Source organism: Bacillus sp. FSL W8-1127, from assembly GCF_038006725.1.
Classification (GTDB): Bacteria; Bacillota; Bacilli; order Bacillales; family DSM-4216; genus Bacillus_O; species Bacillus_O smithii.
Genome location: NZ_JBBOVU010000001.1, coordinates 1711585 through 1737213 on the forward strand (window position 1 = coordinate 1711585; position 25629 = coordinate 1737213).

Genomic DNA, 25629 nt, shown 5'->3' on the forward strand with positions numbered 1-25629 from the left:
TCTTTTTAAGAAGGATTACGCATGTTTTAATTGTTCAAATTTGCGACGAAGAACCATTTGTAAAATTCCGCCGTGACGGTAATAGTCAAGTTCTACTTCTGAATCAAAACGAACCATCACTTCGAATTCTTTCTTATTGCCGTTTTCGTCCGTTGCCGTTACTTTAATAATGTCATGAGGTTTGACATTATCGTCGATATGAACATCGATCGTTTCTTTACCGGTTAAGCCAAGAACTTCCGCATTTTCACCTTGTTTGAATTGAAGAGGGAGAACACCCATCATCACAAGGTTAGAACGGTGAATACGTTCGTAGCTTTCAGCGATAACGGTTTTAATTCCTAAAAGTTTCGTACCTTTTGCTGCCCAGTCACGGGAAGAACCCATTCCATAGTCTTTTCCGGCGAGAACGACTAGACCCGTTCCGTCTTGTTGATATTTCATGCATGCATCATAAATTGGCATTACTTCTCCTGTCGGCCAATAAGTCGTAAATCCGCCTTCCGTTCCAGGAGCGATTTGGTTGCGGATGCGGATATTGGCAAATGTTCCACGCATCATGACTTCATGGTTGCCACGTCTGGAGCCGTACGAGTTGAAATTGCGCGGCTCTACGCCTTTGGAGCGTAAATATTTTCCTGCCGGAGTATTTACGCCAATGGCTCCTGCAGGCGAAATATGGTCTGTTGTAACGGAGTCGCCGAATTTTCCGACTACACGCAAACCTGTAAGCTGTTTAATTTCTTCAGGATTTTCAGAAAGCCCTTCAAAGAATGGAGGGTTTTGAATGTAAGTCGAATTTGGATCCCAATTATAAAGTGGTTCATTGCTGGTTTTAATCGCATTCCATTTGGCGTTGTCATCGAAAACACGTTCATATTCTTTACGGAACAATTCTGGAGTTACCGTACGTTGAACGACTTCTTTAATTTCATCGGAAGAAGGCCAGATATCCTTAAAGAATACATCGTTTCCATCTTTGTCTTTTCCGATTGGGTCGTTTTGCAAGTCGATATCCACTGTTCCGGCAAGTGCGTAAGCCACAACTAATGGAGGCGAAGCAAGATAGTTTGCTTTTACAAGCGGATGAATACGACCTTCAAAGTTGCGGTTTCCGGACAATACAGATGTCACGAAGAGGTCGGAATCCGTAATTGCTTTTTCAATTTCCGGAAGAAGCGGTCCGGAGTTGCCGATACACGTTGTACATCCGTAACCAACAAGGTTAAATCCGATTTTTTCAAGATAGCTTAGCAAGCCGGAGTCGCGTAAATAACCAGTTACCACTTTAGATCCAGGAGCTAAAGAAGTTTTGACATATTTCGGTACATTCAGCCCTTTTTCAACGGCTTTTTTTGCCACCAATCCGGCACCGATCAATACATAAGGGTTAGATGTATTGGTACAGGAAGTGATAGCTGCAATCGCCACTGCTCCCGTTTTCATAGTCACTTCTTCGCCGTTTTCGAACTTCACCACGGCTTCTTTATCAAATTCTTTTTCCGTCAACCCGAAACCTTGAGTGCCTTGTGGTGCTGTAACGGCTTGACGGAAAGAAGATTGCATTTTTGAAAGCGGAATTAAGTCTTGTGGGCGTTTTGGACCCGACAAATTCGACTCAATTTCAGAAAGATTGATTTCTACTACGTCTGTGTAGATTGGATCTTCTTTGGGATTAAAGAACATATCATTTTCTTTTAAGTATTTTTCAACAATTTGGACATGTTCTTCTTCGCGTCCAGTCAAGCGAAGATAGCTTAACGATTCGTCATCTACCGGGAAGAATCCGCATGTTGCCCCATATTCAGGCGCCATATTGGCAATGGTAGCACGGTCGGCAAGCGGCAGCTTAGAAACACCCGGACCGAAGAATTCAACAAATTTTCCTACCACGCCTTTTTGACGAAGTACTTGAGTCACTTTTAACGCCAAGTCTGTCGCAGTCGAACCGTTTGGCAGTTCTCCCGTTAATTTGACACCAATTACTTCAGGAATTGGGAAATAAGAAGGTTGTCCAAGCATACCAGCTTCTGCTTCGATACCACCTACGCCCCATCCCAATACACCAAGTCCGTTGATCATGGTTGTATGGGAATCCGTACCTACTAGAGTATCTGGATAAGTTTCATATTCGTTCGGGCTTGTTTCTTTTACGTGAACCACACTTGCAAGATATTCAAGGTTTACTTGGTGGACAATCCCGGTTGCCGGCGGAACTGCACGATAGTTTTTAAAGGCCTTTTGTGCCCAGTTTAAGAATTGGTATCGTTCAGCATTTCGTTCAAATTCCAATTCCATGTTTTTTTCCAAAGCGTCAGAAGTTCCATATTTGTCGACTTGAACAGAATGGTCAACGACAAGATCCACCGGAATTTCCGGATTGATCATTTCTGGTTTTCCACCCATATCGCTCATCGCTTTACGCAATGAAGCCAGGTCTACAACCGCTGGTACACCTGTAAAATCTTGCAAAATAACGCGGGATGGTTTGAACGGAACTTCTCCGCCCTCTACGTCTTTTGAACCCCATTTCGCCAAATTTTCAATATGTTCTTTTTTAATGACTCTGCCATCATATTGGCGGAGAACTGATTCTAATAATACTTTGATCGAATATGGCAAGCGGCTGACATCTGCCACATTGGCATCCTTTAAAGCCGCTAGACGATAATAATGATATCGTTTACCATTCACTTCGAATGATGAACGAGCGTTAAAAACGTCGTTTGTCATCCCAATTCCCCCTCTTCTGTTATGTAAGACTATGCAGCGAAAAGTTTGAATGGAAATTCAAACTTTTCTTATATGTTCATCTTAATACAAGCGCTAACATAAGTAAATAACAAGAATGTTATTGTTTTTCATAAGTTTTCCTTATATCGACAAATTGTGTCGATATGAATGCCCAATCATAGGCATCATTTTTTCTCTTCATTTTTCAAATTTCTCTTGAAACTTTAACGGTCATTGCCCGTATTTTAATTAGTTAACCATAAACATCGGAGGCGATCAAAATGGAAATTCGAAAGCGTCCTGCATTAAAATTAAAAAAGACGCCATTAGGAAACATTCTAAACATTATTTCATTATTAGTGTACATCGGAAGTGTTATGCACTTATTCATGCACTGGTCTTCCTTGCCGAATCGAGTTCCAATTCATTATAACTTGGTCGGAGAAATAGACAAATGGGGCAGCAAAGAGGCTATTTTTTTCCTCCCGATTACAGGCGCCATTTTATGGATGGGGCTTGCAATTCTCGAAAAATTCCCACACCTTTATAATTACATGGTTGTTTTAACGGAAGAAAATATAGAACGGCAATACAAAAACGCAAGTACTATGATCAACGTTGTAAAAAATGAAATCCTCCTTTATATTGCTTATTGCAGTTGGAAAGATGTGAATATTGCCTATGGACGCGATGTCGTTTTAGAAACTTGGGATTTACCTATATTTCTTCTCATCCTTTTCGGTTCGATCGGATTTTTTATCATCAGGTCATTCCGTTTACAATAATGGTATAAGATTGGATGGTTTGTTTTTTTCATATAATAATTTTTTGAACCCGTCTTGGTTTTCATCAACACTGGATGATTATCGAAACATAGCATAAAGTGAGCATAAAAATGGAAATTGGGTACGATCATCACTTTCCAAAAGACATATATTTAAAAGGATGTTTATTCTGTAGATAAGAAAACTTGCCATGGAAAAGATTACACGGTCACCTACTTTTCTCCTTATTCTCCAACTTATTTTGATAAAGTTATTGACCTTCGTTCTAATTCACCTTATAATTTTTATCAGTGTCCCGGTAGCTCAGCAGGATAGAGCGACAGCCTCCTAAGCTGTAGGTCGCGAGTTCGAATCTCGCCCGGGACGTTTTTTCATGATTCATTTTCACAGTTGTATGAAGAAGGGAATAGAGACAGGGAGGTTGTCAAAAATCGAGACAGCCTCCCTGTTTCGCTTAAAGATTTGCAGTAGTTTAAAACGGTCCTATCTTGTTAAGCAATAATCATTCAATGGATGACATGATCTTTAATACGTGCTGCTAAGCGCTTTATCGGCCATAGCCGATTAACCAGCAGAATCCTTTGGTGTTATAGGTTTTAAGTTGGCGATCTTTACAATCCCCTGAACATGACCTTTTGCTATTTTTTCAATAAAGCTGGGATCTTTCAGCTTTGTCGCATCTTCAGTATTATCAATAAAGCCGTTTTCCGTTAAAAGCGCCGGCATTCGGCTTTCGCGAAGAACATGAAAGTCCCCCTGCTTTTTCCCTCGATCATAGAACCCCGTTGCTTTTATAATTTCTTGATGAATGGTATTTTGATACGAAGTGGTAGGTTGTCCGACGCCCGGATAGATAAAAGATTCGAATCCTGTTGCTCCTCCGGAATTAACGTGAACAGATAAATAAAAGTCTGCCCCCCAAGCGTTGGCTTTCTCTGTTCTGGCAGTCAATGTCGGATAAGAATCCCCTGAACGGCTCATGAGAATGGCAATTCCTTCATAATCGTTCTGCAGTCTGTCTCGAATCAGTTGACAAATTTTTAGTGTAATATTTTTTTCCATAAGGCCGTTTCCCGTTGCTCCAGAGTCTTTTCCCCCATGTCCTGGATCTAAAAAAAGTTTAAACATGCTTCATCCCCTCCTTTAGATATTCAACCTTTCCAGCTATCTCTCAAGGTTGTTTAGGATATATAACTCGTCAGTGAAGGACTTTAAAAAGCTGACCAATGCGTTCTGCTATATAAATACGGAATTTCTCAACGTAACGTTACGGTCATCATCCAAAAATGAATGCCGATAAAAAACAGAATATTCTGATATCGAGCATTAAAATATTCCAATTATATCTTGCAGCAAGGGTCCACAAGCTAGTTATAAGGAGGTGCACCATATGACCAAAAGAAAAGCAAACCATGTCATTCCCGGAATGAATGCATCCAAATCACAAGGAGATGGAGCTGGATACAACGAAGGGTCCTCCAACGAACCACTGACGGAACAGCAAAGACAAAACAATAAAAAAAGAAAGAAAAACCAATAAAATTTCACACTGACGACGACATCTTCTCAATCAAACCAAAAGGGATGGTCGAGACAAACAAACATCGCCTATGTTGGCGATGTTTGTTTATGTGCGCCCGGCATGTACATGAACTATAGGGTGTAAGTCCCGAACCCCGAAGACAGAAGTAGAGGTTAGCCAAGAGCAAGGGTGTCCGTGGTGACGCGGAATCTGAAGGAAGCTGGAGGCAAAACACCGGTCCGAGGAACACGAACCTCATATAAGGCTAGGTATGATTGAGTGAGTTTGCATAACAAAACAAAGCTCTTTCTGTCGAAGGTCATATCGAGTAAATGAGGCGGATAGATGGTGTGAAAGTGCATGTACTTACCCGGGGAGGTCTGGCGGATATGTGAAGTACTCTTCATAACCTACTTAGTGATAAGTAGCTGAACCGTCAGAAGTCAGCAGAGGTCATAGTATTAGTTGGTCTAGAACAACTAAGAAGGACCGAACAATTAAGAGAGAATAGCCCTTGGTATTCAGTGAGTCATGATGAACACAGAAAACGTAGTACCTCACTTGAGGGAGGAAGCGGTGAATCCCGTGGGAGACCTCTTGGAGGGTGGAGTGACCACTGGCATAAAGAGAACAGCTATTCACGGAAGTTATAAAGACTTGCGTCAATTATCTTAATTGAACCGCCGTATACGGAACCGTACGTACGGTGGTGTGAGAGGACGGGAGTTAATCGCTCCCTCCTACTCGATTCATATTCATTTACTTTTTCCACAATATCCGTTAAAACTGCATGGTATTTTTCCAATTGCCTTCTTTGAGTTTCCGTTGCGGTTTCTAAAGCATTTTCAACTTGCTGATAAGCTTTGTTTACCTCATTTTTTAAATGAGATAATTGGGAACCAAAATCAGCGGAATCGATTTCAAGTTCCAGAGATGCTTTTTCGACTTCAGAAACTCTCTGTTCAGCATCTTGAAACGCTCTCTGCTTACTTTTTTGATAAGGCATGATGGAGCAAACTCCTTCATTGGAGAATCACTTTTATTCTGTGTCAAAAACAACAAATTATTCGGTGTTTGTTTTGAATAATCGCACACAATAAGGTATAGCAAGGAGGGATATAAAAATGAACAAAAACGATGGGAAAGATATGAGAAAAAATGCTCCAAAAGGGCACCACACTGGTCAACCTGAACCATTAAGCGGTTCCCATAAAGTCAAAAACAGAAACCATACCCGTCAAAAACATAATCCCGGCCACGGAATGTAAGTAAACACGCCGGTGACCCCGGCGTGTTTTTAAAACTTATCGTTTATTCTATTTGAATGAGTACTCATTTTGGCCATTTAGTTTACATAATAATTTTATAGATAACTTTTTTGTTCCACATCCATCTTTTTCAAGAAAGATTATGGAAGGTCCTTTGGCTGTACATCAGAATTTTTTATGAGTTCTTTTTATAAGAATCAGAATGTTTTCTTTTTCAAAAAAAGCCCATTTTTTTAAATCAGGATACTTGTCCTTTCTATTTTGCATTTTTTTCATACTATACTAAGGAAATCGATTACCTGCTGTTCTTTTGACGTTGAAAATGCTATTGGGTGATCAGGTATATCGTGCAGAAGTAAACTAAGCGCTTCTGTCAAAAGCAAGCTTTATCAATCATGAATCGGGAGGTGTCTTTATGTCAGTACACCATTATCATTCCTTATGTCAAAAGCATAGGGGGAGAGCTGTTCGCATAAGAACTCGCGATGGTAGGATACACGAAGGAATCATTCATCGCGTTCATCATGACAGAGTATTCATCCATCCTTTTTCTAGAGGTCGTTTTAATCGTTTCGGAGGTTATGGTTACGGTTGGGGATATGGCTATGGTGGAGGATGGGGAGGTTTCGGCGTTGGAATTGCATTAGGAGCAATCGTCGGCCTCGCTCTTCTTCCTTTCTTTTTCTGGTAAACTAGATGGCTTTAGAAAAATGGCATAAGTTTTGCTCACTCATAGATGGATCGCTATTGATTATTTTAGCTTTTGTGAATCTCGTCCATATTGCTTTCGCACATTTCATCGCTAAGAATGGAGAACCAAAGAATCAATAAAAGTCGCAAATAATATATTTACAAAGACGATTTGTATATGCCATTTCTTTCCTTTAGGTAAAGGACGGACGGGACCATTATATCCCCTAATATCTTTATCCGTCTATCTTTCTGATTGTTCGACGTTGTTTGAAATGCAAAATCCTTATAGATTCAATACTCTCAAGAAAAAGAGATGTCACAAACAACACGTAAACAAAAGAAAGCTGCACCCTAAATGGGCGCAGCTTCTCTTATCCTAGCCGGGATGACTCATTTCGTTTTTGGGACGATGTTATCGCTGAGAAGGACGAAATCCTGCAGCTTCCGCTTCTTCACGGGAACAGAACATTTTTTCCGGTTTCGTTTCATCATAATATTCGTCGCCAGGCATATGGTATATTTTTTTACCGGAACTGGAGATGTTCCCTTTAATATTGCAGCTTCCCTTGGAATGGTCTTGTGTTGACGATTTCTCTGTACCTGTTAATGAACTTTGTTCCTTTCCATTCGAATTATATCCATGGTCCGTTACATAATTTTCAATAGACCAGATTCCTTTCTTCTCTCTTTGCGCGACTGCTTGTGCAGCTCTAAATTCATCGACATATTTTGTATTAGGCGGAAAGACTGCCACGCGGGCGAGGCCCTTTTCAATCAGCAGTTTATTGTAATTTTGATGATTTAACCACACGTAAGCCAGAAGCCTGCCGTACTTGTCCCTTTCTTGAACATCAAACTCCAGCGTAACGGTTTTACCGGTCAATTGTGATTTTGTAAAGGAGGAGGCTTCCGGGCCAAACGGTTGAACCCCTAATCTAGGATGTTTCGTTTCCGGTGTATCAACTAAAATCATCCGTACCCGTTCTTCTTTTCCGTTTGCCATCCGGGCCACGAATGTATCACCGTCTACTACACGCACTACAACAGCACGTATCCCTTTTACATCGGATTTATTTGTTCCGGCATAGGCTTTTTTCGACTGCTGATCGGATGCTGCTTCATTAGTAGCAGATTCGTTTGTTGTTGTTGATGAATGCTTATTTTGCTGACCGCCGGTTAACGAACAGCCAGACAAAATAAGTACGCACATACTAAAGATAGCGAACCACTTTTTCATATTCTTCTCTCCCTAATCTATTGATGAAACTCTCTCTGTTGATGGCAAAATGAAAAGGGGAACGGCAAAACAGTCTCATCTTACCAAATAAAAAAGTTATGTAAACTCAAAAGCTTGTAGATTCAGTCATTTTATATTTATTCGTGTAAAAAAGTACTTCTTCTACATATTGCTCACTATGGTTATAAGCGTAGACCGCTTTCTTCCAGTGTCCATTAGCCGCCCCGTTTCGTGCTAAATAATTGGCTGCGCTAAATACTGCATCTTCAAGATCAAAAGGATCCGCCTTGCCGTCTCCGTTGGCATCCACACCATAGCCGCCGTATTTTTTTATGACAGCCGGGTTGGTTTTATCTTTTTCAGGAATTTTGCCTATTCCTTTCCCTTCGCAGCCAGGATATTTCCACCCCACAAACGTGCATGGCATGAATTGCATTGGGCCTTCAGCACCTGCAGGAGAAACTAACGGACCTTTAGAAAACTTCGTTTCCACTCGATGGTGTGCAGCTAAAAGCTCCCAAGGCACCCCGTATTTTTGTGCCGCAGCTTTATATATCGGAATATATTCCTTCGGTATGCTCACATTTTCCTCAATCTTTCCATTTGTCCATTTATAAGTCACGAAACCGACCAAAATAATAAATGGAAAAAGAAACCAAATGAACGCTTTTTTCATCACTGTACTTGTCACCCAATTCAAAAGTGATATCCATGTCTATATTATGGATAAATTGGAATGGATGCAAGTGAGTTTTTTTAAAACATTAGAAAGTAATGGGCTGATAGTCTTTGTACAAGTTAAAGGTAAGGTGGAAATTTTGCCAATAAAAAGCAAAACTTTTCTCCAATCCTTTCCAAGAGTAAATTGATTTTTCTTGTTGTTTCCATGTATACTGCTCATGGGAAGAATTTCGCCTTCTTTTTGAGCACAAGGCATATAAGCCTCTTTTCTCTTTCGGAAAACCAACGGTGATCTTATGAATAGAAATACAGCGCGTAATGAAAAGGGTTGATGAGGATGGAAAAAGGGAACATATTTTCATTTATACATACAATGGAACTATTGAACAACCGATTATTAATTTATTGGAATCAAATGTTTCCAAAAAACATCAGCATTTCTCAAATCCTCGTTTTAGCGGAGCTGTGGGAAAAAGGTCCAAGAAAACAATCGGACCTTGCTACGCGGCTTGGATTTACACCAGGAGCCATGACCAATATCGCCAATAAATTAATCGAAGCCGGAGTAGCGGAACGAATTTCAGATGAAAAAGATAGGAGAATTGTTTATTTAGCGATCAACCAATCTGGAGAAGATTTACTTTTGGAAGCCATGAAAATGGGACAAAAAATGTATTTGCAGCTTTTTCAACAGCTGACAAAAGAAGAGCATAAAGTATTAAACTCTGTCTATGGAAAATTACTGTCATTTTTGGAAAAACAAAAATAATCGGTTGTTCAGATGGAGCGGTTCCCGCATTCACCATTTTTGGTGGTTATGCAGGAACCGCTTTATCGTTTTCGAGAAAGTGCAAGATTAGGATTCCTGTCCTTTCCTAGCTGTTTAAGGCCATACGTCTCTTTTTCGGCTTCTTCCTTCCGCGCCAACAATTCTCGTTCTTCTTTCTTTAATTGGGAAATGCGCTGCTCAACTTCTGTCAATTTCTTTTCAGCCTCTGTCAGCTGTTTTTCACATTCATCCCTCTTAAAGGCAGAGTGTTCAATTTCTTGTGTTAAAACTGGATCATAGTCGGGATATTTCGAAATAGTCAACTCTGTCATTTCATCAAATATTTTATTTAACTTCTTCTCCCACTGTGCCTTTTCAGTTAAATAAAAACTTGATTGGAGAAAAGAAGCTACGGACTTGACCACTCCTTTTGCCCTCGCTTTCTTTTGCTCCAGCTTCTTGTCGATGTTTTCCATTTTTTCTTTGATTCGATAGTATTCAACAGTCGTATCGCCAAAATAAGGACGATTTTCATCAGCAATCAGTTGGTTTTTTAGTTTTTCTTTTGCGATCGAAAGATAGGTTTCACTTTCTTTTTTTATCGATAAGATGGTTGAACGCTCACTTTCCAAATCGTTCCGTTCTTTCTTATACTGTTCCTGCTCACTCCGATTTTTTTCCAATTGTAAAAGCAAAGAAATGTAATTTCTGTAACGTTTGCTCCAAACATCGGCTGTATTCTGAACATCAGCCAATTGAGAATATGGGGCTTCTAAACCATGCAACATTATTTCCAACAGGACAAAAGGAACCAATTCGTTTGAAAACAATAGATGCTGATAACGAAACGGAACAAGTTTAGGTCCAAAGAGAAGCGAATATAAAAAGTCCGGACTAAGCAAAAAGAATAGAAGCGGATCCGTTGTCAATTGGCTAAAAGCCGTGTTGGAAAATGATCGCAGCTCCCGAAATCTTTGCAAAAACTCCCCAAAATATGAATAGCCGGATACGGAAGTTAAAGCGTTGACCAACTGAACAATCCCTTCATTCTCTATCCATCGGCGTATCTGTTCTGAATCGAACTGATCGATCATCATGACAGACTTTAACTGCTGCCTTTCGTTTATGGGCAAAGAATTCAGTGTATCTGCAATCGTTTGATGCCATTCGGTTGAGTCTTCATTCAGCCTCCTGTGAAAATCTTTTAACAGCTGACTAAATTGCCAACTCACGATCATCCCAAGCTGGCTTTCCAAGTGATGCTGTTTGGCAAACGCAGAAAAATCCCGGTTCTTCTTGGAAAGGAGTTGGAACGTCTCTTCAATCACTTGGTCGAATCCTTTTGTAATTTCAAAGACCGTGTGAAATCGTCCGCCTTTAATCTTTAACACTTTTAATAACTGCAAAAAAATAGAAAGACGCAACTCATCCTCGCTTAGAAGAGAGGATTTCTTTGTTTCCGTTTCTATATATTTGAAAAAATGATCTTGATGATCTCTTGAAAACCAATCTTTTGTTTTATTGGATACAATGTCCCATATATTCGTTTTGCAAAAAAGAATATAAAGATAACGCAACTCATCGCCTTTTAAAGAGCTGAGCGAACGCGCCAGAAATGATCCGTCCATAGTCTCCCCCTCTTTACTGCGGCTGTTCTTTTTGTAGTTCTATTATAAACGATCTTCCTGATCATGAATAAGGAAATCTCTTTCTCCATTTTCCATCCGGCTTTGTTACTTGATAAAAAATGATTCCACTGTAGCTTATTCTATACGTTTTAAGAGAAGCACGATAAGCTTCATTTCCTCATGCGATTGAAATGGAAAAATCCTTATGGCTTGCTATATATGTTAGATACAGCCATAAGGATTTTACCCCTTTTTTTCCTACTGAACAATAGATGTCTTGCATAAAAGATCTTTAGAATCAGTCGTGTTTACGAAATCTTACCTAAGATGCCTGATTTTTTCATCCTTTTCGTTTCAATTTCTACCTATTTATTTTCGATTTTACCGATTCGGATTCTTTGTCATCTCGTAACGGAAACGTATGTTGTCGACCATCATGCTCGCACATTAGTTTCTAATTTGGCCGTTTCCATAAATCAAGTATTTCGTTGTCGTTAAAGCCTTTAATCCCATTGGTCCCCTTGCGTGCAATTTTTGCGTGCTGATGCCAATTTCAGCACCAAACCCGAATTCAAATCCATCCGTAAATCGAGTGGAAGCATTGTGATAAAGAGCTGCTGCATCCACTTCATTGAAAAATTTCGCTACATTTTGATCGTCAGCTGTAATGATGGCTTCTGAATGTTTCGTTCCATATTGGTTAATGTGTTCAATGGCTTCCTCTACCGAAGAAACGATTTTGGCAGCTATAATTTTATCCAAGTACTCGGTCGACCAATCTTCCTCAGTTGCAGGCTTCAGTCCGACGGCCAGTTGTTGGGCTTTTTGATCTCCTCGTACTTCGACTTCATGATCTTGAAGACGTTTGGCAAGTTCCGCAAAATACTTTGCAGCCCAGTTTTCATGGACGAGAACCTTCTCCGCCGCATTGCAGACGGAAGGTCGTTGAGTTTTGGCGTTAATGACGATATCAATGGCCATTTCTTTATCAGCTGATTCATCAATGTAAATGTGGCAATTTCCGACACCTGTTTCTAGCACTGGAACAGAAGCTTGTTCCACGACGGATTGGATCAAATTTTTTCCGCCGCGAGGAATCAACACATCTAAATATTCCGTGAGTGTAAATAATTGCTGAGCGGTTTCTCTTGAAGTATCTTCCAACAATTGAACAGCATCCGCAGGAATTTCCGTTCCTTCAAGGGCTCGTCTAATGCAATCACTAATCGCTATGTTGGAATGTTGAGCGGATGAACTGCCTCGCAGTATCACCGCATTTCCTGTCTTTAAGCATAGTGTGGCCGCATCCACGGTCACATTTGGACGTGCCTCATAAATCATCCCCACCACACCAAGTGGAACTCTCACTGTTTTGATTTGCAGTCCATTGGGCCGTTCCCAACTATCCAAAATTTCCCCTACAGGATCTTTTAAATCAATGAGTTGACGGATGCCGTCCGCCATATCTTGAATCCTTTTCTCATTGAGAGTCAAGCGATCAATCAATGCCTCTGTCATACCTTTGGCACGAGCGTTCTCAACGTCTTTTTTATTTTCCTCAAGAATAAAGGATATTTCTTCTATTAGTTGTTTCGAAATAGCAGCTAACGCTTCATTTTTTTGTTTTGTTGTTTTACTGGCTAGCTCAGCAGAAGCTTGCTTGGCCTTTTTCGCTTTTTCCAGCAACTCCGTCATCGTTTCGTACTCCTCCTTACCCTTTTTTACCAAATTTTTCAACGTGATCGGTTCGAATGAGCTAGAGACACCCAGTTATCACGGTGAATGACCTCACAATGATCGCGGTTATACTTTTGTTTGATTTCGTCGCTATGTTTTCCTTTTATTTCTTGCAATTCTGAGGAATCATAATTCACTTGTCCCTTTCCAAGCACTTCACCGCGAGGATTCACCACTTCAATCACATCGCCCGCGCGAAAGCTTCCGTTCACTGCCGTCACTCCGGCAGGCAATAGACTTTTCCCTTGATCCAAAAGAGCTTCAGCCGCTCCTTGATCAATTTCGACTTGCCCTTTTACGAAAGAATGAATGGCAATCCATTGCTTATTTGCTGTCATTCCTTTTCGTGGAGTATAGCCGATATACGTCCCGTCTCCCTTGCCTTCTAATATATCCACTAGTTTGTTTTCTCCTGTTCCTGTACCGATAAATAAACTGACTCCGAGAGAAAGAGCTGTTTTCGCCGCATCGATTTTCGACTTCATTCCCCCGGTACCGAACTTGGATCCGGAGGTATCGGCTAAATCAAGAATCTCATCGGTAATGGCTGGCAAGTAGTAATATTTTTTGGCTGTTGGATCTTCGCGCGGATTTTTATCATATAATCCGTTAATGTCCGTCAAGATAATGAGAAAATCAGCATGTATCAAACCGCTGACTAGAGCAGACAACATATCATTGTCCCCAAAAGTCAACTCTTCAATGGAAACCGAATCATTTTCATTGATAATTGGCAAAACCGAGCGGTCGAGTAGTTCCGTCAATGTTTCATAAGCATTGCTGTACTGCTGTTTTCTGGAAAAATCACTTCTCGTTAACAGCATCTGGGCGGCCACAATGTGATATTTTTTGAATTCCTCTGTATAAGCCTGCATAAGCAGTCCTTGCCCGACAGCCGCCGCTGCTTGTTTTCCTTTTATTGAAACCGGCCGGGTGGGATAGTTCAACGCAGTAAAACCGGCTGCAACCGCACCGGACGAAATCAGCACCACTTCATGGCCTTGTTGTTTTAATTTAGCTAATGCCCGAACATGGTCCGCCAGTTTTTCCCGGCAAATACCGCCCATCGCGTTCGTTAATGAACTGCTTCCGATTTTCACCACAATCCGTTTTTTTCGCACGAGTTCTCCCTCCAATCCGCAAAAATCAAAAAGCCATTCTGTCCTCTAAAAGGACGGAATGGCTCGATTCCGCGGTACCACCTTTATTGGCAGGATCAAAATGATCAATGCCCGCTTTGAAACCTGTAACGAAGGTTAACGCTTGGTTTTATGACAAGAGCTCCCGGGCAGGTTCAACAGCCTCTAAGACGAGGAATCTTCCAGCCTGCGGATTCCACTCTCTATCGCCTGAGCATCTGTTTACTAGTCCCTTTCATCGCCGTTGACATTTGTTTTTTTAAAATTATGCACCACATTTAAACGGGCTGTCAAGAAAATCTTTTCTAATCATAATGAGGGCGCTAAAACCGATGATGACCAATGCAACTGTAAATCCTTAAAAAGTGAGGCAATCTTAGCAATTCTCCGTCTTTAATTCGGTTTTAACCAAGTTTACTACTTTATACGGATATGGCGATCCGCATCCGGACTCACTCATTGCCATAAACTTGTCCTTTTCGTAAAACCGTTCATTCTCAGAACGGTAGATTAAAGCAAGTCATCTACAGAAACATATTTATAATTTAAATCGCGCGCTACGGACGCATAAGTCACTTGCCCTTTAAATGTATTCACTCCAGCCTTTAAAGCGGGATTGTCCAAAATTGCTTGTTTAAAACCTTTATTGGCCAATTGCAATGCGTAAGGGATCGTAACGTTCGTTAAAGCGATTGTCGAAGTTCGAGGAACAGCACCCGGCATATTGGCAACAGCGTAATGAACAACTCCAAATTTTTCATAAGTTGGGTTGTCATGTGTCGTGACTCGATCCACTGTTTCAAAAATTCCACCTTGATCGACGGCGACATCGACCACTACCGCTCCGTTGGACATTTCCTTGACCATTTCTTCTGTGACAAGTTTTGGTGCTTTGGCTCCCGGAATAAGTACCGCTCCTATCACTAAATCAGATTCTTTTACAGATTCCGCAATATTATAAGAATTCGACATTAACGTTTGAATATTGCCGCCAAACATCACTTCCAATTCCCGTAAACGATCCGGATTCAAATCAATCACGGTTACATCCGCACCGAGACCTATCGCAATTTTTGCAGCATTCGATCCTACCATCCCCCCGCCAATAATCGTGACTTTGCTTTTCTTGACTCCCGGAACTCCCCCAAGCAGCACTCCTTTTCCACCATATTGTTTTTCAAGAAACTGTGCTCCGATCTGCGCTGCCATTCGTCCTGCCACTTCGCTCATAGGAGAAAGAAGCGGCAAAGTCTTATTGACAGAGACCGTTTCATACGCAATTCCCGTTACGCCGCTTTTCACCAGTTCTTTTGTCAGTTTTGGTTCCGCAGCTAAATGAAGATATGTAAAAAGAAGCAAATCTTTTCGAAAATACTGATATTCACTTTCAACAGGTTCTTTGACTTTGAGAATGAGTTCGGAATTTTCCCAAACTTCGGATGCGTTTTTCACGATATTTGCCCCTACATTTTTATATTCTTCATCAGTAAAGCCGCTTCCAAAACCGGCGTTTGTTTCAACCAACACTTTGTGGCCGGCTTTTACCAATTGAAGAACACCCGCAGGGGTAATCGCCACTCGATTTTCATTGTTTTTGACTTCTTTTGGTACGCCTATGATCATCATTACATCTCCCATCCATTATTTTGTCATAATTCACGCTGTAGATGTGAACGATTGAAATGAAGGAAAAATGAACCTGAAAATACTTTTTCTGTAATTCAATAGTATCAATTGTATAAAAAAGGTGCAAGCAAAGAAAAAAAGCAGGCATTTCTGATGGGTACTTACTCAGAATCAGCCTGCGATACAAGATGGGAATATTTATTCTCTATGTGTGGCATCCATTTACATGGGGATCTTCAAACGAAATGAACAAACAATGGGATAGATTTGAAAAGACAGGAAAATATCGCAGAACATGGGAAAAGGGATCTAGCAAACTGAATTTAATACTTTCTGGTGGAGCAGTTTGGACAAACATAAATATCTTCCGCATCCAAAACATCGCCGCGTTTCGTTTGTTCCAAGATTACAATTTGCTGACGAAGGTCTGCCCGTAAACCTTCCCAACCACAATCGCACTTAATGACGTTAAAAGATCCAAACTTATAAACACCATACTTCAATAAAACCACCCCTTTTAAATTTTTTGAAAAATTACTACAATTGTATTTTACTATATTTTCAGTAAATTGCCCATAACAAAATTGTGAATTCTCACCATTTACCTATAAAAAAACAGAAATTGCTGCCCATTTCCCCATTAAATGCGCCTTTTTCCACATTCATTTTTTGACCCCGCGAATACGATGATGAAAAGGCAGGTTGACGATCGCGATTCGTTCAAACGATAGTCTGCTTGTTTCAGAGCCAATATGCCTTTTTCCTACATTTTGTTTAACGTCTTTATATCCTTCACAATTTCATCAAAAGGAACGTCTTGATTTCCGCTATAACTTTTTACCACAGTCCCTTTCTTATCCACAAGATAAAAGCTAGTCCCATGCATGATTTGATCACTATTCGGTTGAGGAACAGCAATGGTTTTAAACGACTTTTCCGCTAATTTTTGAATTTCTTTTTGGTTATAACCTGTCAAAAGCTGCCAATGAGATTCATCCGCATCAAACTTATGAATATATTCTTTTAATTTTTGAGGAGTATCTTTTGTAGGATCCACACTGAAAGAGACAATCAAATAATCTTGAACACCTGCTTTTTTTAATTTTTTTTGCAGCTGCGTCAAATTATAGGTCATAGGAGGACAGACCGTTTTGCAGTTCGTAAAAATAAAATCTGCTATCCATACTTTCCCTTTTAAATCTTTTAAATTTACTTTTTGATTATTTTGGTTCACATAAGAAAAATTTTGTACCTTGTCATTCATGTTTCCTCTAAAATCATCATTGCTGCAGCCAGTCATAGTAAAGAAAAGAATGAAAAAAATAACGGCAAACTGTTTTTTGGTGTACAAGTTGTATCCTCCTCTTTTAACATCATTTCGATATTTTATCCAAAAAATTCTGATAATGAAGCGCTTATTTTTCAATCTGTTTTTAGGCAAACATCTGCAGAAGCAATTTTCAATATCATGGATCTTTTCAATGCTGCTGGTTCTCTAAAACGATGATGCCTTTATGTGGAATGAATGAACCGGAAGGATCATTTTTTCGTGTTGTGTGGAGATAAAGTTCCGCGAAGCAGATCTTTCCATTGGATTTAAGTTATGTTTCTTATTTAATGTAACAGATGGGGGATCTAAAGGAATCCCCATCAGCTAATTTCTAGTTGTTTTTCTTTCTTTGTTTCCATTAAGATGCTTAAACTTATGAGGGTAATGATGATGGTAGCTCCCATGTCGGACATGATGGCAATCCACAGTGTCAGCCAGCCGGGAATCGTAAGCAGCAGTGCCAACAATTTTAAGCCGAGCGCCAATCCAATATTCAATTGAATGGTTCGATTGACTCTTTTGGAAATCGCAATCGCAGACGGCAACTTTCCGAGATGATCTTGCATTAAGACGACATCTGCCGTTTCAATGGCACTATCAGAACCTTTTCCCATCGCAATACCGAGATCCGCAGCTGCCAGAGCAGGAGCATCATTGATTCCGTCTCCAATCATAGCTGTTTTTTCATGTTTAGATAGTTCTTGGATCACGGCTAGTTTCTCGTCCGGCAAAAGCCCGGCGTAAACTTCTTGAATTCCAGTTTGTTTTGCGACTTTTTCTGCCGTTCCTTTATGGTCCCCTGTTAACATCACAACCTGTTTGATGCCGGCTTGGTGCAGTTTGGAAACAAGAGTGTGACTTTCCGGACGAATTTGGTCGGTAACACCCATCATCCCAAATACTTTGGATTCATCAGAGACCATGACGATGGTATAACCATGTTTTTTCAAATCCTCAAGATCTTTTTGGATAGATTCCGATAGCTGAAGGTGACCGGCGCTTTTTTCATTGCCGACAAAATAAGATTTTCCGGTTATGACCGCTTTCACGCCTTTTCCAGGCAGCGTAACGACTTGTTCAGGCTGTGCCTTTTGAGTTGTTTGTTTGCACGCCGCTTCGTAAACAGCTTTAGCTAAAGGGTGTCCAGATAATGATTCTACGGATGCCGCAATGAAGTAAAATTGGTCATCATATACTATTGTTTTTTCGACAACCGGTTTTCCTGCTGTCAATGTCCCCGTTTTATCCAATGCAATCGTTTTGATTTTACCTAGTTGTTCTAGAAACACGCCGCCTTTCATTAAAATTCCGTTTCGAGCATTTCTCGTAATCCCTGAGATTAATGCGATTGGAGAAGCCAACAAAAGAGCACATGGGCATCCTACAATTAAGACGGCTAATCCTTGATATAGCGAGAATTTCCATTCCCAATTCAAAAAGAGGGGAGGAAAAAGGATCACGAACAAAGAAATGAGAAAAATCAGCGGAGTATAATATTGAGCAAAACGATCCATAAATGTTTCAATCGGCGTTTTCTTAGACTGAGCCTCTTCTACTAAACGGAGGATTTTCGCTATAGAGGAATCGTTATATAACTTAGTCACTTTAACTTTTAATACGCCCTCGTTGTTGATGCTTCCTCCAAATACTGGGTCGTTTGTTGATTTTTCAATTGGCAGAGACTCTCCTGTAACAGCAGCTTCATTCACCGAGCTTTTTCCTTCAATGACCACTCCATCGGAAGGAATCTTTTCTCCCGATTTCACCAAAACGATATCTCCAATCTTCAGTTGATCGATCGGGATCACCCGTTCTTCTCCGTTCACCAACAATACGGCTTCTTTTGGAGCGGCACGCAGCAGCGATTCCATGGAGCGGCGTGCCTTTTCCATTCCCAGCCCTTCCAAATATTCATTTAATCCAAATAAAATAGCGACAAATGCAGCTTCTTTCCACTGACCAATACAAAAGGCACCGATCAAGGCAATGGTCATGAGAGTATTCATGTTAAATTTGAAATGGAATAAATTTTTCATCCCTTTTATAAACGTCTCATGTCCACTAACGGCAGCTGCGGCTAAATAAAACAGTACAGGCATGTAGCTGGGGGATTTGTTTTCTGCTAACAACGCCAAAACATACAGGACAGTTGAAATAAAGAGGAGAAGCTTCCAATTAGAATCGCTGTCCTGATGATCATGTTCTTTTTGTTTATCATTTTGAACGATGGAAGCCCCATCTGAGGCCAAAATTTTTTCCACTTTGGATATATCGATTTGGTCCGATATCTGTAGTTTTCCAGTATGATATAAAATTTTTGCATCTTCCCCATGGGGGAGTTTTTGAATTTCTTCTTCCAATTCTTGTGCACAACTGGCGCAAGAAAGGCCCTTTATTCGGTACTCCGCCATTATGCGGCACCCCCATCTATTCGTTCCAAATTTTTCTTTTATTTTAGCATACCATGATATGCTCATATAGAATGATATGCTTCTATCTTAAAATCATTTTTTAAACTTTCTCCTGATCAAAATGGGTTGAATGCATACTAATCGAAACGTAACACAGCGAATCAAACTCGGTTATTTTGAATGGATGAACGGTGTTGATCCATTCATTCTAAACAGGAATGATCGTTCTATCAATGGAGCCTTACTGAAAAGAACTTCAATTCAACAGCAAGGCTCTTTTTGGAGATTTTAATAGAAAATATGAAACTTTGTATGACTTCCGTTTTGTGTTGAAATCACTTCTAATCTTGCATCGATTCGTTCTTTTAATTCAGGCACATGGGAAATAATTCCAACCAGACGTCCACTGTCTTGAATATCCATCAAAGCTTCGATCGCTTGATCTAAAGATTCAGGATCCAGTGTTCCAAATCCTTCGTCAATAAACATCGTTTCAAGAGAAATTCCGCCGGCATAGCTTTGAACAACATCCGCCATGCCTAATGCAAGTGATAAAGACGCTTTAAAACTTTCACCTCCTGATAGCGTCTTTACATGGCGCGTCTGCCCTGTATATTGATCGTAAATCAATAATTCCAATCCACTTTGGACATTGCCTTTTGATCGATCTCTTTTCCGCAGCATCCGGTACCTTCCACCCGTCATTTTTGCCAGTCTTTCATTGGCTGACAGCAAAATATCATCAAGAAATGCAGCTAATACATACCGTTCAAATGTGAGCCTGTGCGGATTTTGTCCCTTTGTTATTTCATAAAGATGGCCAAATGTTTTATATTGTTCTTCCAGTTGCTCCAGTTCTTTGTTAATGTCCGTCACGTTTTGATAAATCATCTCATTATTTTGGATCGTTAAAAGAGTGGAAGTTCTTTTTTCATCCAGTTGGGCTAGTTCTTCCATTATTTCGTTTAATTTTTGATTGAAACGATTCAAATCGGGAATTTGGATACCTGCTAACACTCGTTCAAGTTCATCCATACGAGAAGAGACATAGCGATAACGTTCCCAAAATTCCTGGATGGTATTTTCCAGCATTTTGATTTCCTCTTCTGTTCGTTTGGCCTTTTCGTAATGCCGATAATCGGGAAATCCTTCTTCTTTCAGCATCTGTTTAAATGTATTTCTTTCCAAGTCCATCTGTTTCATTTTTTCTAATAATGTATTGGTAACTTCCTCCACACGGGATTGTAATTTTACCATACTCATGTTCAGTTCTTGATATCGTTTTTGAGCCTCGTCATAAGACTTTTGCAAAGATTCCTGATACTGGATCCGCTTTTGTAAAGCTTTTTGAAACGACGACTTTGAACGCAAATTCTCTGGTATTTGTGTGTTCATTCGTTCAATATTGGCTCGTTTCATCATCATTTGCTTTTCGATTTCATCTACAGTTTCCAAGCATTTTTCCAGAGCATTTTCCACTTGTTGTTTTTCGACTGTCAATTGCTCCGCTTCGGTTTTCAGCTCTTGTTCTTTTCGTAGAGCTTTTTTATCCTGCTGCTGCCGAAGTTTCAACTCTTGCAAACTAGATTGCTGCGAACGGATATCGGATGATAAAGACTCCTCCGAGAAATTCGGAAAAAGGTTTTCTAGTTCCTTTTGAATTTCTTCTTTTGAGTTTTCGATCGTTTTCATTTCGAGTTGTAGTTGAAGGAATCTTCTTTCCACTTCTTGTTTGCGCCGTTCTACCTCGGCAGCCTTTTCTTTCGCGGAGTTTAGATCTTCTTCGGAAGGTAATTCCTGTTTATATTGCGCCGGAGCAGGGTGGTGAACAGATCCGCAAACAGGGCAAGGCTCATGTTCTTGCAGTTTTTGAGCCAATATTCCCGCTTGTCCATCAAACCACTCTTTTTCTAAATGCCGAACGGTCGCTTTTGCATCGAGAAGCGCTCTTTCGGTTGCCTGAAGCTGCTCATTAGCCACCGCTAATGCTGAAAGGATACGCTCTTTTCGATGTTGTTCATCTTGATATTTTAACAGCCGATTGACAATCCTTTCTGTTTTTTCGATCAAACGTTCACGCTGTAATAGGGCTAATTTCGTTTGTTCGAGTTCACTCAGCAAAGTATTTTTTTGTTCTAACCTTTCTTCGATTTTTTCCAATTGATCTGAATAGGTTTGTTTCTCTTGTTGCAGCTCTTTCCATTGGGCCTCCATCTTATCGAGAGCAATCGTTTCTTCTTCATACGATTGGATATCGTTTTCAAGGGCTTTTAAACGACTCACTGCTTCTACCGCTCTTTTTCTCTCTTCTTCTTTCGCTTGTTCTTCTTCCCAATTCTTTTGAGCTGCTGCCAGCTTAGGCTCTATTTCCGATAGTTGGTTCTGAAATATTTGTTTTCGCTTTTCAAATTCTTGAATTTCAGCATGCAAGCGTCGACACTGATTTTCTTGTTGATCCAGTTTGGCCGCTTTTTTCGCTCTTTCGACTTCCAATTGGTGTTTTTCCACTTCTTCGATTTGACGTTCAAGCTTTGTTTTTTCTTCTTCCAACTGGCGCTTTAAAGTAAATTGATCAAGGATCGCTTTTCCTTGCGTGATTTGTTCTTTCAGCTGATCACGTTGCACTTGCTTTTCCGAAATTTCACTTTTAATCGACTCATATTGGCTTCTCCACTCTTTTAACTCCGATGAAAGCAGGTCTAATATGCGTTGTGGATCCACTATTTCCTGATGAAGTGCTTCAAGAAGTTCGCTGTTTTGAGTGCGAATGCTTTTTAACAGCCGTTCTTGTTCCTGTTTTCTCTGCTGAACGATTGATTTTAGCTGGTCCGCTTCTTCTTTTAATTTTTCTTCAATTTTTTTATACAGTTCTGTATGAAACAATTTCTGCAAAATCGCTTCTTTCTCTTTGCTGTCCGAAACAAGCAGCTTGCGAAATTCTCCTTGGGGAATCATCAAAATTTGTCGAAACTGATGGGCATCCAGCTGGATTAATTCTTTGATCTTCTCCTCCGTTTCCCGAACATTGGAAGCAATGATTTGTTTCTCCCCTTGATCTGTTATACGGTAAAGCTCTGCCTTAGCATTTACTGTCGTCATACCGTCTCCTCTTGCTTTCTTCTTTTCTTGCTGAGGCGATCGGACAATGTAATAAGTTTGTCCACGCAGCGAAAACAATAAAGAAACTTCCGTCAAAGTCTCTGGATCGGCAAAATGGCTGCGAAGATCGGTTCCGCTCCGATCTTCTCCGCTCGCCTTTCCATAAATAGCAAAACAAATGCCGTCAAAAATCGTTGTTTTCCCTGCTCCTGTTTTCCCGGTTATTACAAACATGGTTCTGTTTCCCAATTTCGTGAAATCAATCACTTCTTTTCCCGCGTACGGTCCAAACGCTTGTAAAGTGAGCCGAAGAGGCCTCATGGTCACAGCACCTCCTTTTTGACGCTTTCTATGATGGTTTTCATTATGGATCTTTTCTCATCTGTAAACGGTCTAGTAGTCATCTGTTCATAAAAGCGCTGAAACAACTCTAATTCTGATACTTCTTTTTCTTTCATAATAAAATATTGTTCTTTCCTTCTTTCGTCCAAAAAATCTACTTTTCTCTCTAAATGGAGAACATTAGGATATATTTTTCGCAATTTCCCAATTGGGTCAATTAATGCTCCTTCATCCAACAGGGTAATTTTTAAGAAATCATCCGTTTTTTGCTGTTGATAAAAAGCAGGATCAAGCAGTTCATCGAGATATCCTTCCAATTCTCTTAAATCGAATTTTGGAGTCAGTTTTTCTTCTCTGATCTCAAACTGTCCGTTGTCATCCAATTCGATGATCGTTACACTTTTCTTTTGATTCGCTTCTGAAAACGAATATTTCAACAATGAACCAGAATAACGAATGGTAGGATGAGAAAGAGCGTTTGGACTGTGCAAATGTCCAAGAGCGGTATAATGGAACGGAGAAAATACATCTGCAGAAATACAACCAGAGCCGCCGACAGCTAACGTCCTTTCTGAGTCCGTCGTTTTCCCTCCAAGAACGAAAGCATGACCTATTAAAATATTGATCTCATTCGGATTTAATTGTTTTTCAATTTCTCCGATGATCGCTTTCATGGCGTCTTCATGCGTATGTATCGAATCATCACCCAATAATTCCCTCACGATTCCAGGTTCGCTGTAAGGAATTAAATAAAAATTAACCCCTTCTATCCGAACAGGCGTAAAATCCGTTGTGAGTTTTCCCTTTAAATAAAACTGACTGCGCCGGAACCAAGATGAACCAAATGAAAGACGTTCAGCGCTGTCATGATTACCGGAAATAGCGAGTACCGGCACTTTTAATTCAACATTGAGTTGGTATAACACTTCGTTTAACAGTTCGACCGCCTCTGTCGGTGGAACGGATCGGTCATATAAATCGCCAGCGATCAATACGGCATCCGGCTGTTCTCTTTCTACTAATTGAACAAATTGCCTTAACACTTCTCTCTGCTGTTCTGTCATATAAATTCCGTGAACAAGCTTTCCTAAGTGCCAATCGGCAGTATGAATCAATTTCATGATATCGATCACCTTTTCCTCGTTATAACTCCAAAGAAATAAAAACGTCCGCTCTTAATTGTGTTTGATAGCGGGTAAAAATGTTTCTTTCTCACAGTCGTTTTTGCCTCTAATATTCATACGAGTTTCATTGATTTCATTATAACAAAATTTCTTTCCGCCATTCTCTCACAAGGAGTGAACGAACTCTCTTAATGGAGGAGAAAAGTTGTAGTTTTTCCATTCTTTGTCTATAATGATATCAATCAATGTTCGAATGTTGGAGGTAGTCTATGCTTGTCGGCTGGTTTTCTTATTTTATTTTGCTGTGGGGAATCTTTTTGATTATAACCATTTCCATCGGCGGTTTTTTCATGTTTCGCAAATTTTTGAAACGGCTTCCGAAAGCGGACGGTAAATCCGACATGGACTGGGAAGAATATTATGTAGAGAAGACACGCCATTTATGGGATGACACCCATAAAGCCATTTTGGAAGAGCTTGTCAGTCCGGTTCCTGAACTGTTTCGAGATGTCGCCCGTCATAAAATTGCCGGCAAAATCGGAGAACTTGCTTTAAATGAACAAGCCGAACGGATGAACATGGACTTAATTATTCGGGGTTATATCATGGCCACTCCAAAAAGAGATCACAAATTTTTAAGAAAAAAGCTGACGGCAATGAATGTGGATTTATCAAAGTACGAACATTTCTTTTGAACATAGAGGAAAGGCTGGCTCTATCAGGATTGAATCCTATGAGCCAGCCTCTTTTTTGTAAAACTTTAACAGAAAAATTCATCGAACAAAATTCTCTTTTTACAGGCTATTCGTTTGAATGGGGCCATCGTTTAATTGATTCAGCATCTTTTTATACTGAATGTACATCGCAATTCTCCAAGGAACAATCATCGAAAATGCCAGCAAGAAGAACATTCCGCTCAGCTGACCTACATGAATAGTAGTACTTAAAATGGCTTTTACGATCAATCGAACAATTAAAAGCGTCACTAAAATATAAACGAAAGCTTTTGATCGTTTTAAATAAATTTCATTATCACGAATTTCAAATCTCGACGTTTTAATTAAAATAATGGAACAAAGCATTCCAAGCATAATGGATTCCATCATTTCCATTGGTGTTATCCGAAATTGCGGAAACAAATACATCAAACTGCCAGTGCTCATAAAAATCGGCGGCAAAATGATTTTCTTAACGGATGTTGGCTTTTTAGCTGCTTTTAATCGAATCATGATGACGGAAACACCCATCACTACAGCAAAGATAGATGAAGCGATTAACCACATCTGAATCACCTTTTTTCAAATTTTTAAAACGTTTTTTTCGTACAAACTATATGAACAATGATCGGTTTTGATTCACACGCTACATTTCTTTCAGTTTGTCGATAAGAAATTTTTTTATGAATGGAGATTTGCACGAACTATTATATAACATTTTGATGATGAAAACAAAAAATTACCTTATTTTTCAATTCATTCTTTTTTTATAGGTACCGTCAAGAATTT

General features: G+C 40.0%; 20 protein-coding genes, 1 tRNA gene and 1 pseudogene. 7 read left to right on the forward strand and 15 right to left on the reverse strand.

Annotation, left to right across the window (positions count from 1 at the left end; genetic code table 11):
• Positions 1-15: 15 nt before the first annotated feature.
• The gene (acnA, locus tag NST12_RS08160) at positions 16-2733 is read right to left on the reverse strand and encodes an aconitate hydratase AcnA (RefSeq protein WP_003352926.1); all 2718 of its coding nucleotides are present in this window, start codon (positions 2731-2733) and stop codon (positions 16-18) included.
• 281 nt (positions 2734-3014) lie between these two features.
• Between acnA and NST12_RS08165 the strand changes: the two genes are divergently transcribed.
• Together NST12_RS08165 and NST12_RS08170 are read left to right on the forward strand one after the other, a co-directional pair.
• The gene (locus NST12_RS08165) at positions 3015-3518 is read left to right on the forward strand and encodes a DUF1648 domain-containing protein (RefSeq protein WP_048623368.1); all 504 of its coding nucleotides are present in this window, start codon (positions 3015-3017) and stop codon (positions 3516-3518) included.
• Positions 3519-3810: 292 nt separating this feature from the next.
• Positions 3811-3884 (forward strand) — tRNA-Arg (locus NST12_RS08170).
• Between the two features lie 228 nt (positions 3885-4112).
• On the opposite strand, the pseudogene NST12_RS08175 reads toward NST12_RS08170, so the two are convergent.
• Positions 4113-4646: pseudogene (locus NST12_RS08175) on the reverse strand (N-acetylmuramoyl-L-alanine amidase family protein); the annotation flags it as partial.
• Between the two features lie 262 nt (positions 4647-4908).
• On the opposite strand from NST12_RS08175, the gene sspO reads away from it, so the two are divergent.
• Positions 4909-5058 carry a small acid-soluble spore protein O gene (gene sspO, locus NST12_RS08180; protein ID WP_048623370.1) on the forward strand — a complete coding sequence of 50 codons (150 nt, stop codon included), beginning with the start codon at positions 4909-4911 and terminating at the stop codon, positions 5056-5058.
• 616 nt (positions 5059-5674) lie between these two features.
• Here the strand turns inward: sspO and NST12_RS08185 are convergent.
• The gene (locus tag NST12_RS08185; protein WP_341100884.1) at positions 5675-6046 is read right to left on the reverse strand and encodes a hypothetical protein; all 372 of its coding nucleotides are present in this window, start codon (positions 6044-6046) and stop codon (positions 5675-5677) included.
• Between the two features lie 118 nt (positions 6047-6164).
• On the opposite strand from NST12_RS08185, the gene NST12_RS08190 reads away from it, so the two are divergent.
• Together NST12_RS08190 and NST12_RS08195 are read left to right on the forward strand one after the other, a co-directional pair.
• The gene (locus tag NST12_RS08190) at positions 6165-6308 is read left to right on the forward strand and encodes a small acid-soluble spore protein P (protein ID WP_003352931.1); all 144 of its coding nucleotides are present in this window, start codon (positions 6165-6167) and stop codon (positions 6306-6308) included.
• A 415-nt stretch (positions 6309-6723) separates the two neighbouring features.
• On the forward strand, positions 6724-6999 hold the full coding sequence (locus NST12_RS08195; protein ID WP_327803876.1) for a hypothetical protein: 276 nt from the start codon (positions 6724-6726) through the stop codon (positions 6997-6999).
• Between the two features lie 414 nt (positions 7000-7413).
• Here the strand turns inward: NST12_RS08195 and NST12_RS08200 are convergent, their stop codons facing one another.
• The gene (locus tag NST12_RS08200; RefSeq protein ID WP_327824420.1) at positions 7414-8238 is read right to left on the reverse strand and encodes a thermonuclease family protein; all 825 of its coding nucleotides are present in this window, start codon (positions 8236-8238) and stop codon (positions 7414-7416) included.
• Between the two features lie 106 nt (positions 8239-8344).
• Positions 8345-8914, reverse strand: a complete 570-nt coding sequence (locus NST12_RS08205) for a lytic transglycosylase domain-containing protein (protein ID WP_341102172.1) — start codon at positions 8912-8914, stop codon at positions 8345-8347.
• Positions 8915-9256: 342 nt separating this feature from the next.
• Here NST12_RS08205 and NST12_RS08210 point away from each other — a divergent pair, with 342 nt between their 5' ends.
• On the forward strand, positions 9257-9688 hold the full coding sequence (locus NST12_RS08210) for a MarR family winged helix-turn-helix transcriptional regulator (protein WP_003352937.1): 432 nt from the start codon (positions 9257-9259) through the stop codon (positions 9686-9688).
• Between the two features lie 62 nt (positions 9689-9750).
• Here the strand turns inward: NST12_RS08210 and NST12_RS08215 are convergent, their stop codons facing one another.
• The 9 genes from NST12_RS08215 to NST12_RS08255 form a co-directional block, all read right to left on the reverse strand.
• A complete protein-coding gene (locus NST12_RS08215; protein ID WP_341029490.1) occupies positions 9751-11316 on the reverse strand; it encodes a hypothetical protein in 1566 nt (521 codons plus the stop codon).
• A gap of 447 nt (positions 11317-11763) precedes the next feature.
• Positions 11764-13011 (reverse strand): glutamate-5-semialdehyde dehydrogenase, encoded by a 1248-nt coding sequence (locus NST12_RS08220; protein WP_327797510.1) that lies wholly within the window; start codon positions 13009-13011, stop codon positions 11764-11766.
• Positions 13012-13049: 38 nt separating this feature from the next.
• The gene (gene proB, locus NST12_RS08225; RefSeq protein ID WP_327797511.1) at positions 13050-14174 is read right to left on the reverse strand and encodes a glutamate 5-kinase; all 1125 of its coding nucleotides are present in this window, start codon (positions 14172-14174) and stop codon (positions 13050-13052) included.
• A 528-nt stretch (positions 14175-14702) separates the two neighbouring features.
• Positions 14703-15815, reverse strand: coding sequence for an alanine dehydrogenase (gene ald, locus NST12_RS08230; RefSeq protein WP_003352941.1), 1113 nt, complete (start codon positions 15813-15815; stop codon positions 14703-14705).
• Positions 15816-16141: 326 nt separating this feature from the next.
• The gene (locus NST12_RS08235; protein WP_040340888.1) at positions 16142-16321 is read right to left on the reverse strand and encodes a hypothetical protein; all 180 of its coding nucleotides are present in this window, start codon (positions 16319-16321) and stop codon (positions 16142-16144) included.
• Between the two features lie 260 nt (positions 16322-16581).
• Positions 16582-17169, reverse strand: a complete 588-nt coding sequence (locus NST12_RS08240; RefSeq protein ID WP_082142290.1) for an SCO family protein — start codon at positions 17167-17169, stop codon at positions 16582-16584.
• A gap of 299 nt (positions 17170-17468) precedes the next feature.
• Positions 17469-19559 carry a heavy metal translocating P-type ATPase gene (locus NST12_RS08245; RefSeq protein WP_341100892.1) on the reverse strand — a complete coding sequence of 697 codons (2091 nt, stop codon included), beginning with the start codon at positions 19557-19559 and terminating at the stop codon, positions 17469-17471.
• Positions 19560-19847: 288 nt separating this feature from the next.
• A complete protein-coding gene (locus tag NST12_RS08250; RefSeq protein WP_341100895.1) occupies positions 19848-22979 on the reverse strand; it encodes an SMC family ATPase in 3132 nt (1043 codons plus the stop codon).
• Between the two features lie 2 nt (positions 22980-22981).
• Positions 22982-24121 carry an exonuclease SbcCD subunit D gene (locus NST12_RS08255; RefSeq protein ID WP_048623379.1) on the reverse strand — a complete coding sequence of 380 codons (1140 nt, stop codon included), beginning with the start codon at positions 24119-24121 and terminating at the stop codon, positions 22982-22984.
• A 272-nt stretch (positions 24122-24393) separates the two neighbouring features.
• Here NST12_RS08255 and NST12_RS08260 point away from each other — a divergent pair, with 272 nt between their 5' ends.
• On the forward strand, positions 24394-24819 hold the full coding sequence (locus NST12_RS08260) for a DUF2621 domain-containing protein (protein WP_003352947.1): 426 nt from the start codon (positions 24394-24396) through the stop codon (positions 24817-24819).
• Between the two features lie 99 nt (positions 24820-24918).
• Here NST12_RS08260 and NST12_RS08265 read toward each other — a convergent pair whose 3' ends face one another.
• Positions 24919-25407: a CcdC family protein gene (locus NST12_RS08265; RefSeq protein ID WP_048623380.1), complete on the reverse strand. Its 489-nt coding sequence runs from the start codon at positions 25405-25407 to the stop codon at positions 24919-24921.
• Between the last annotated feature and the right edge of the window lie 222 nt (positions 25408-25629).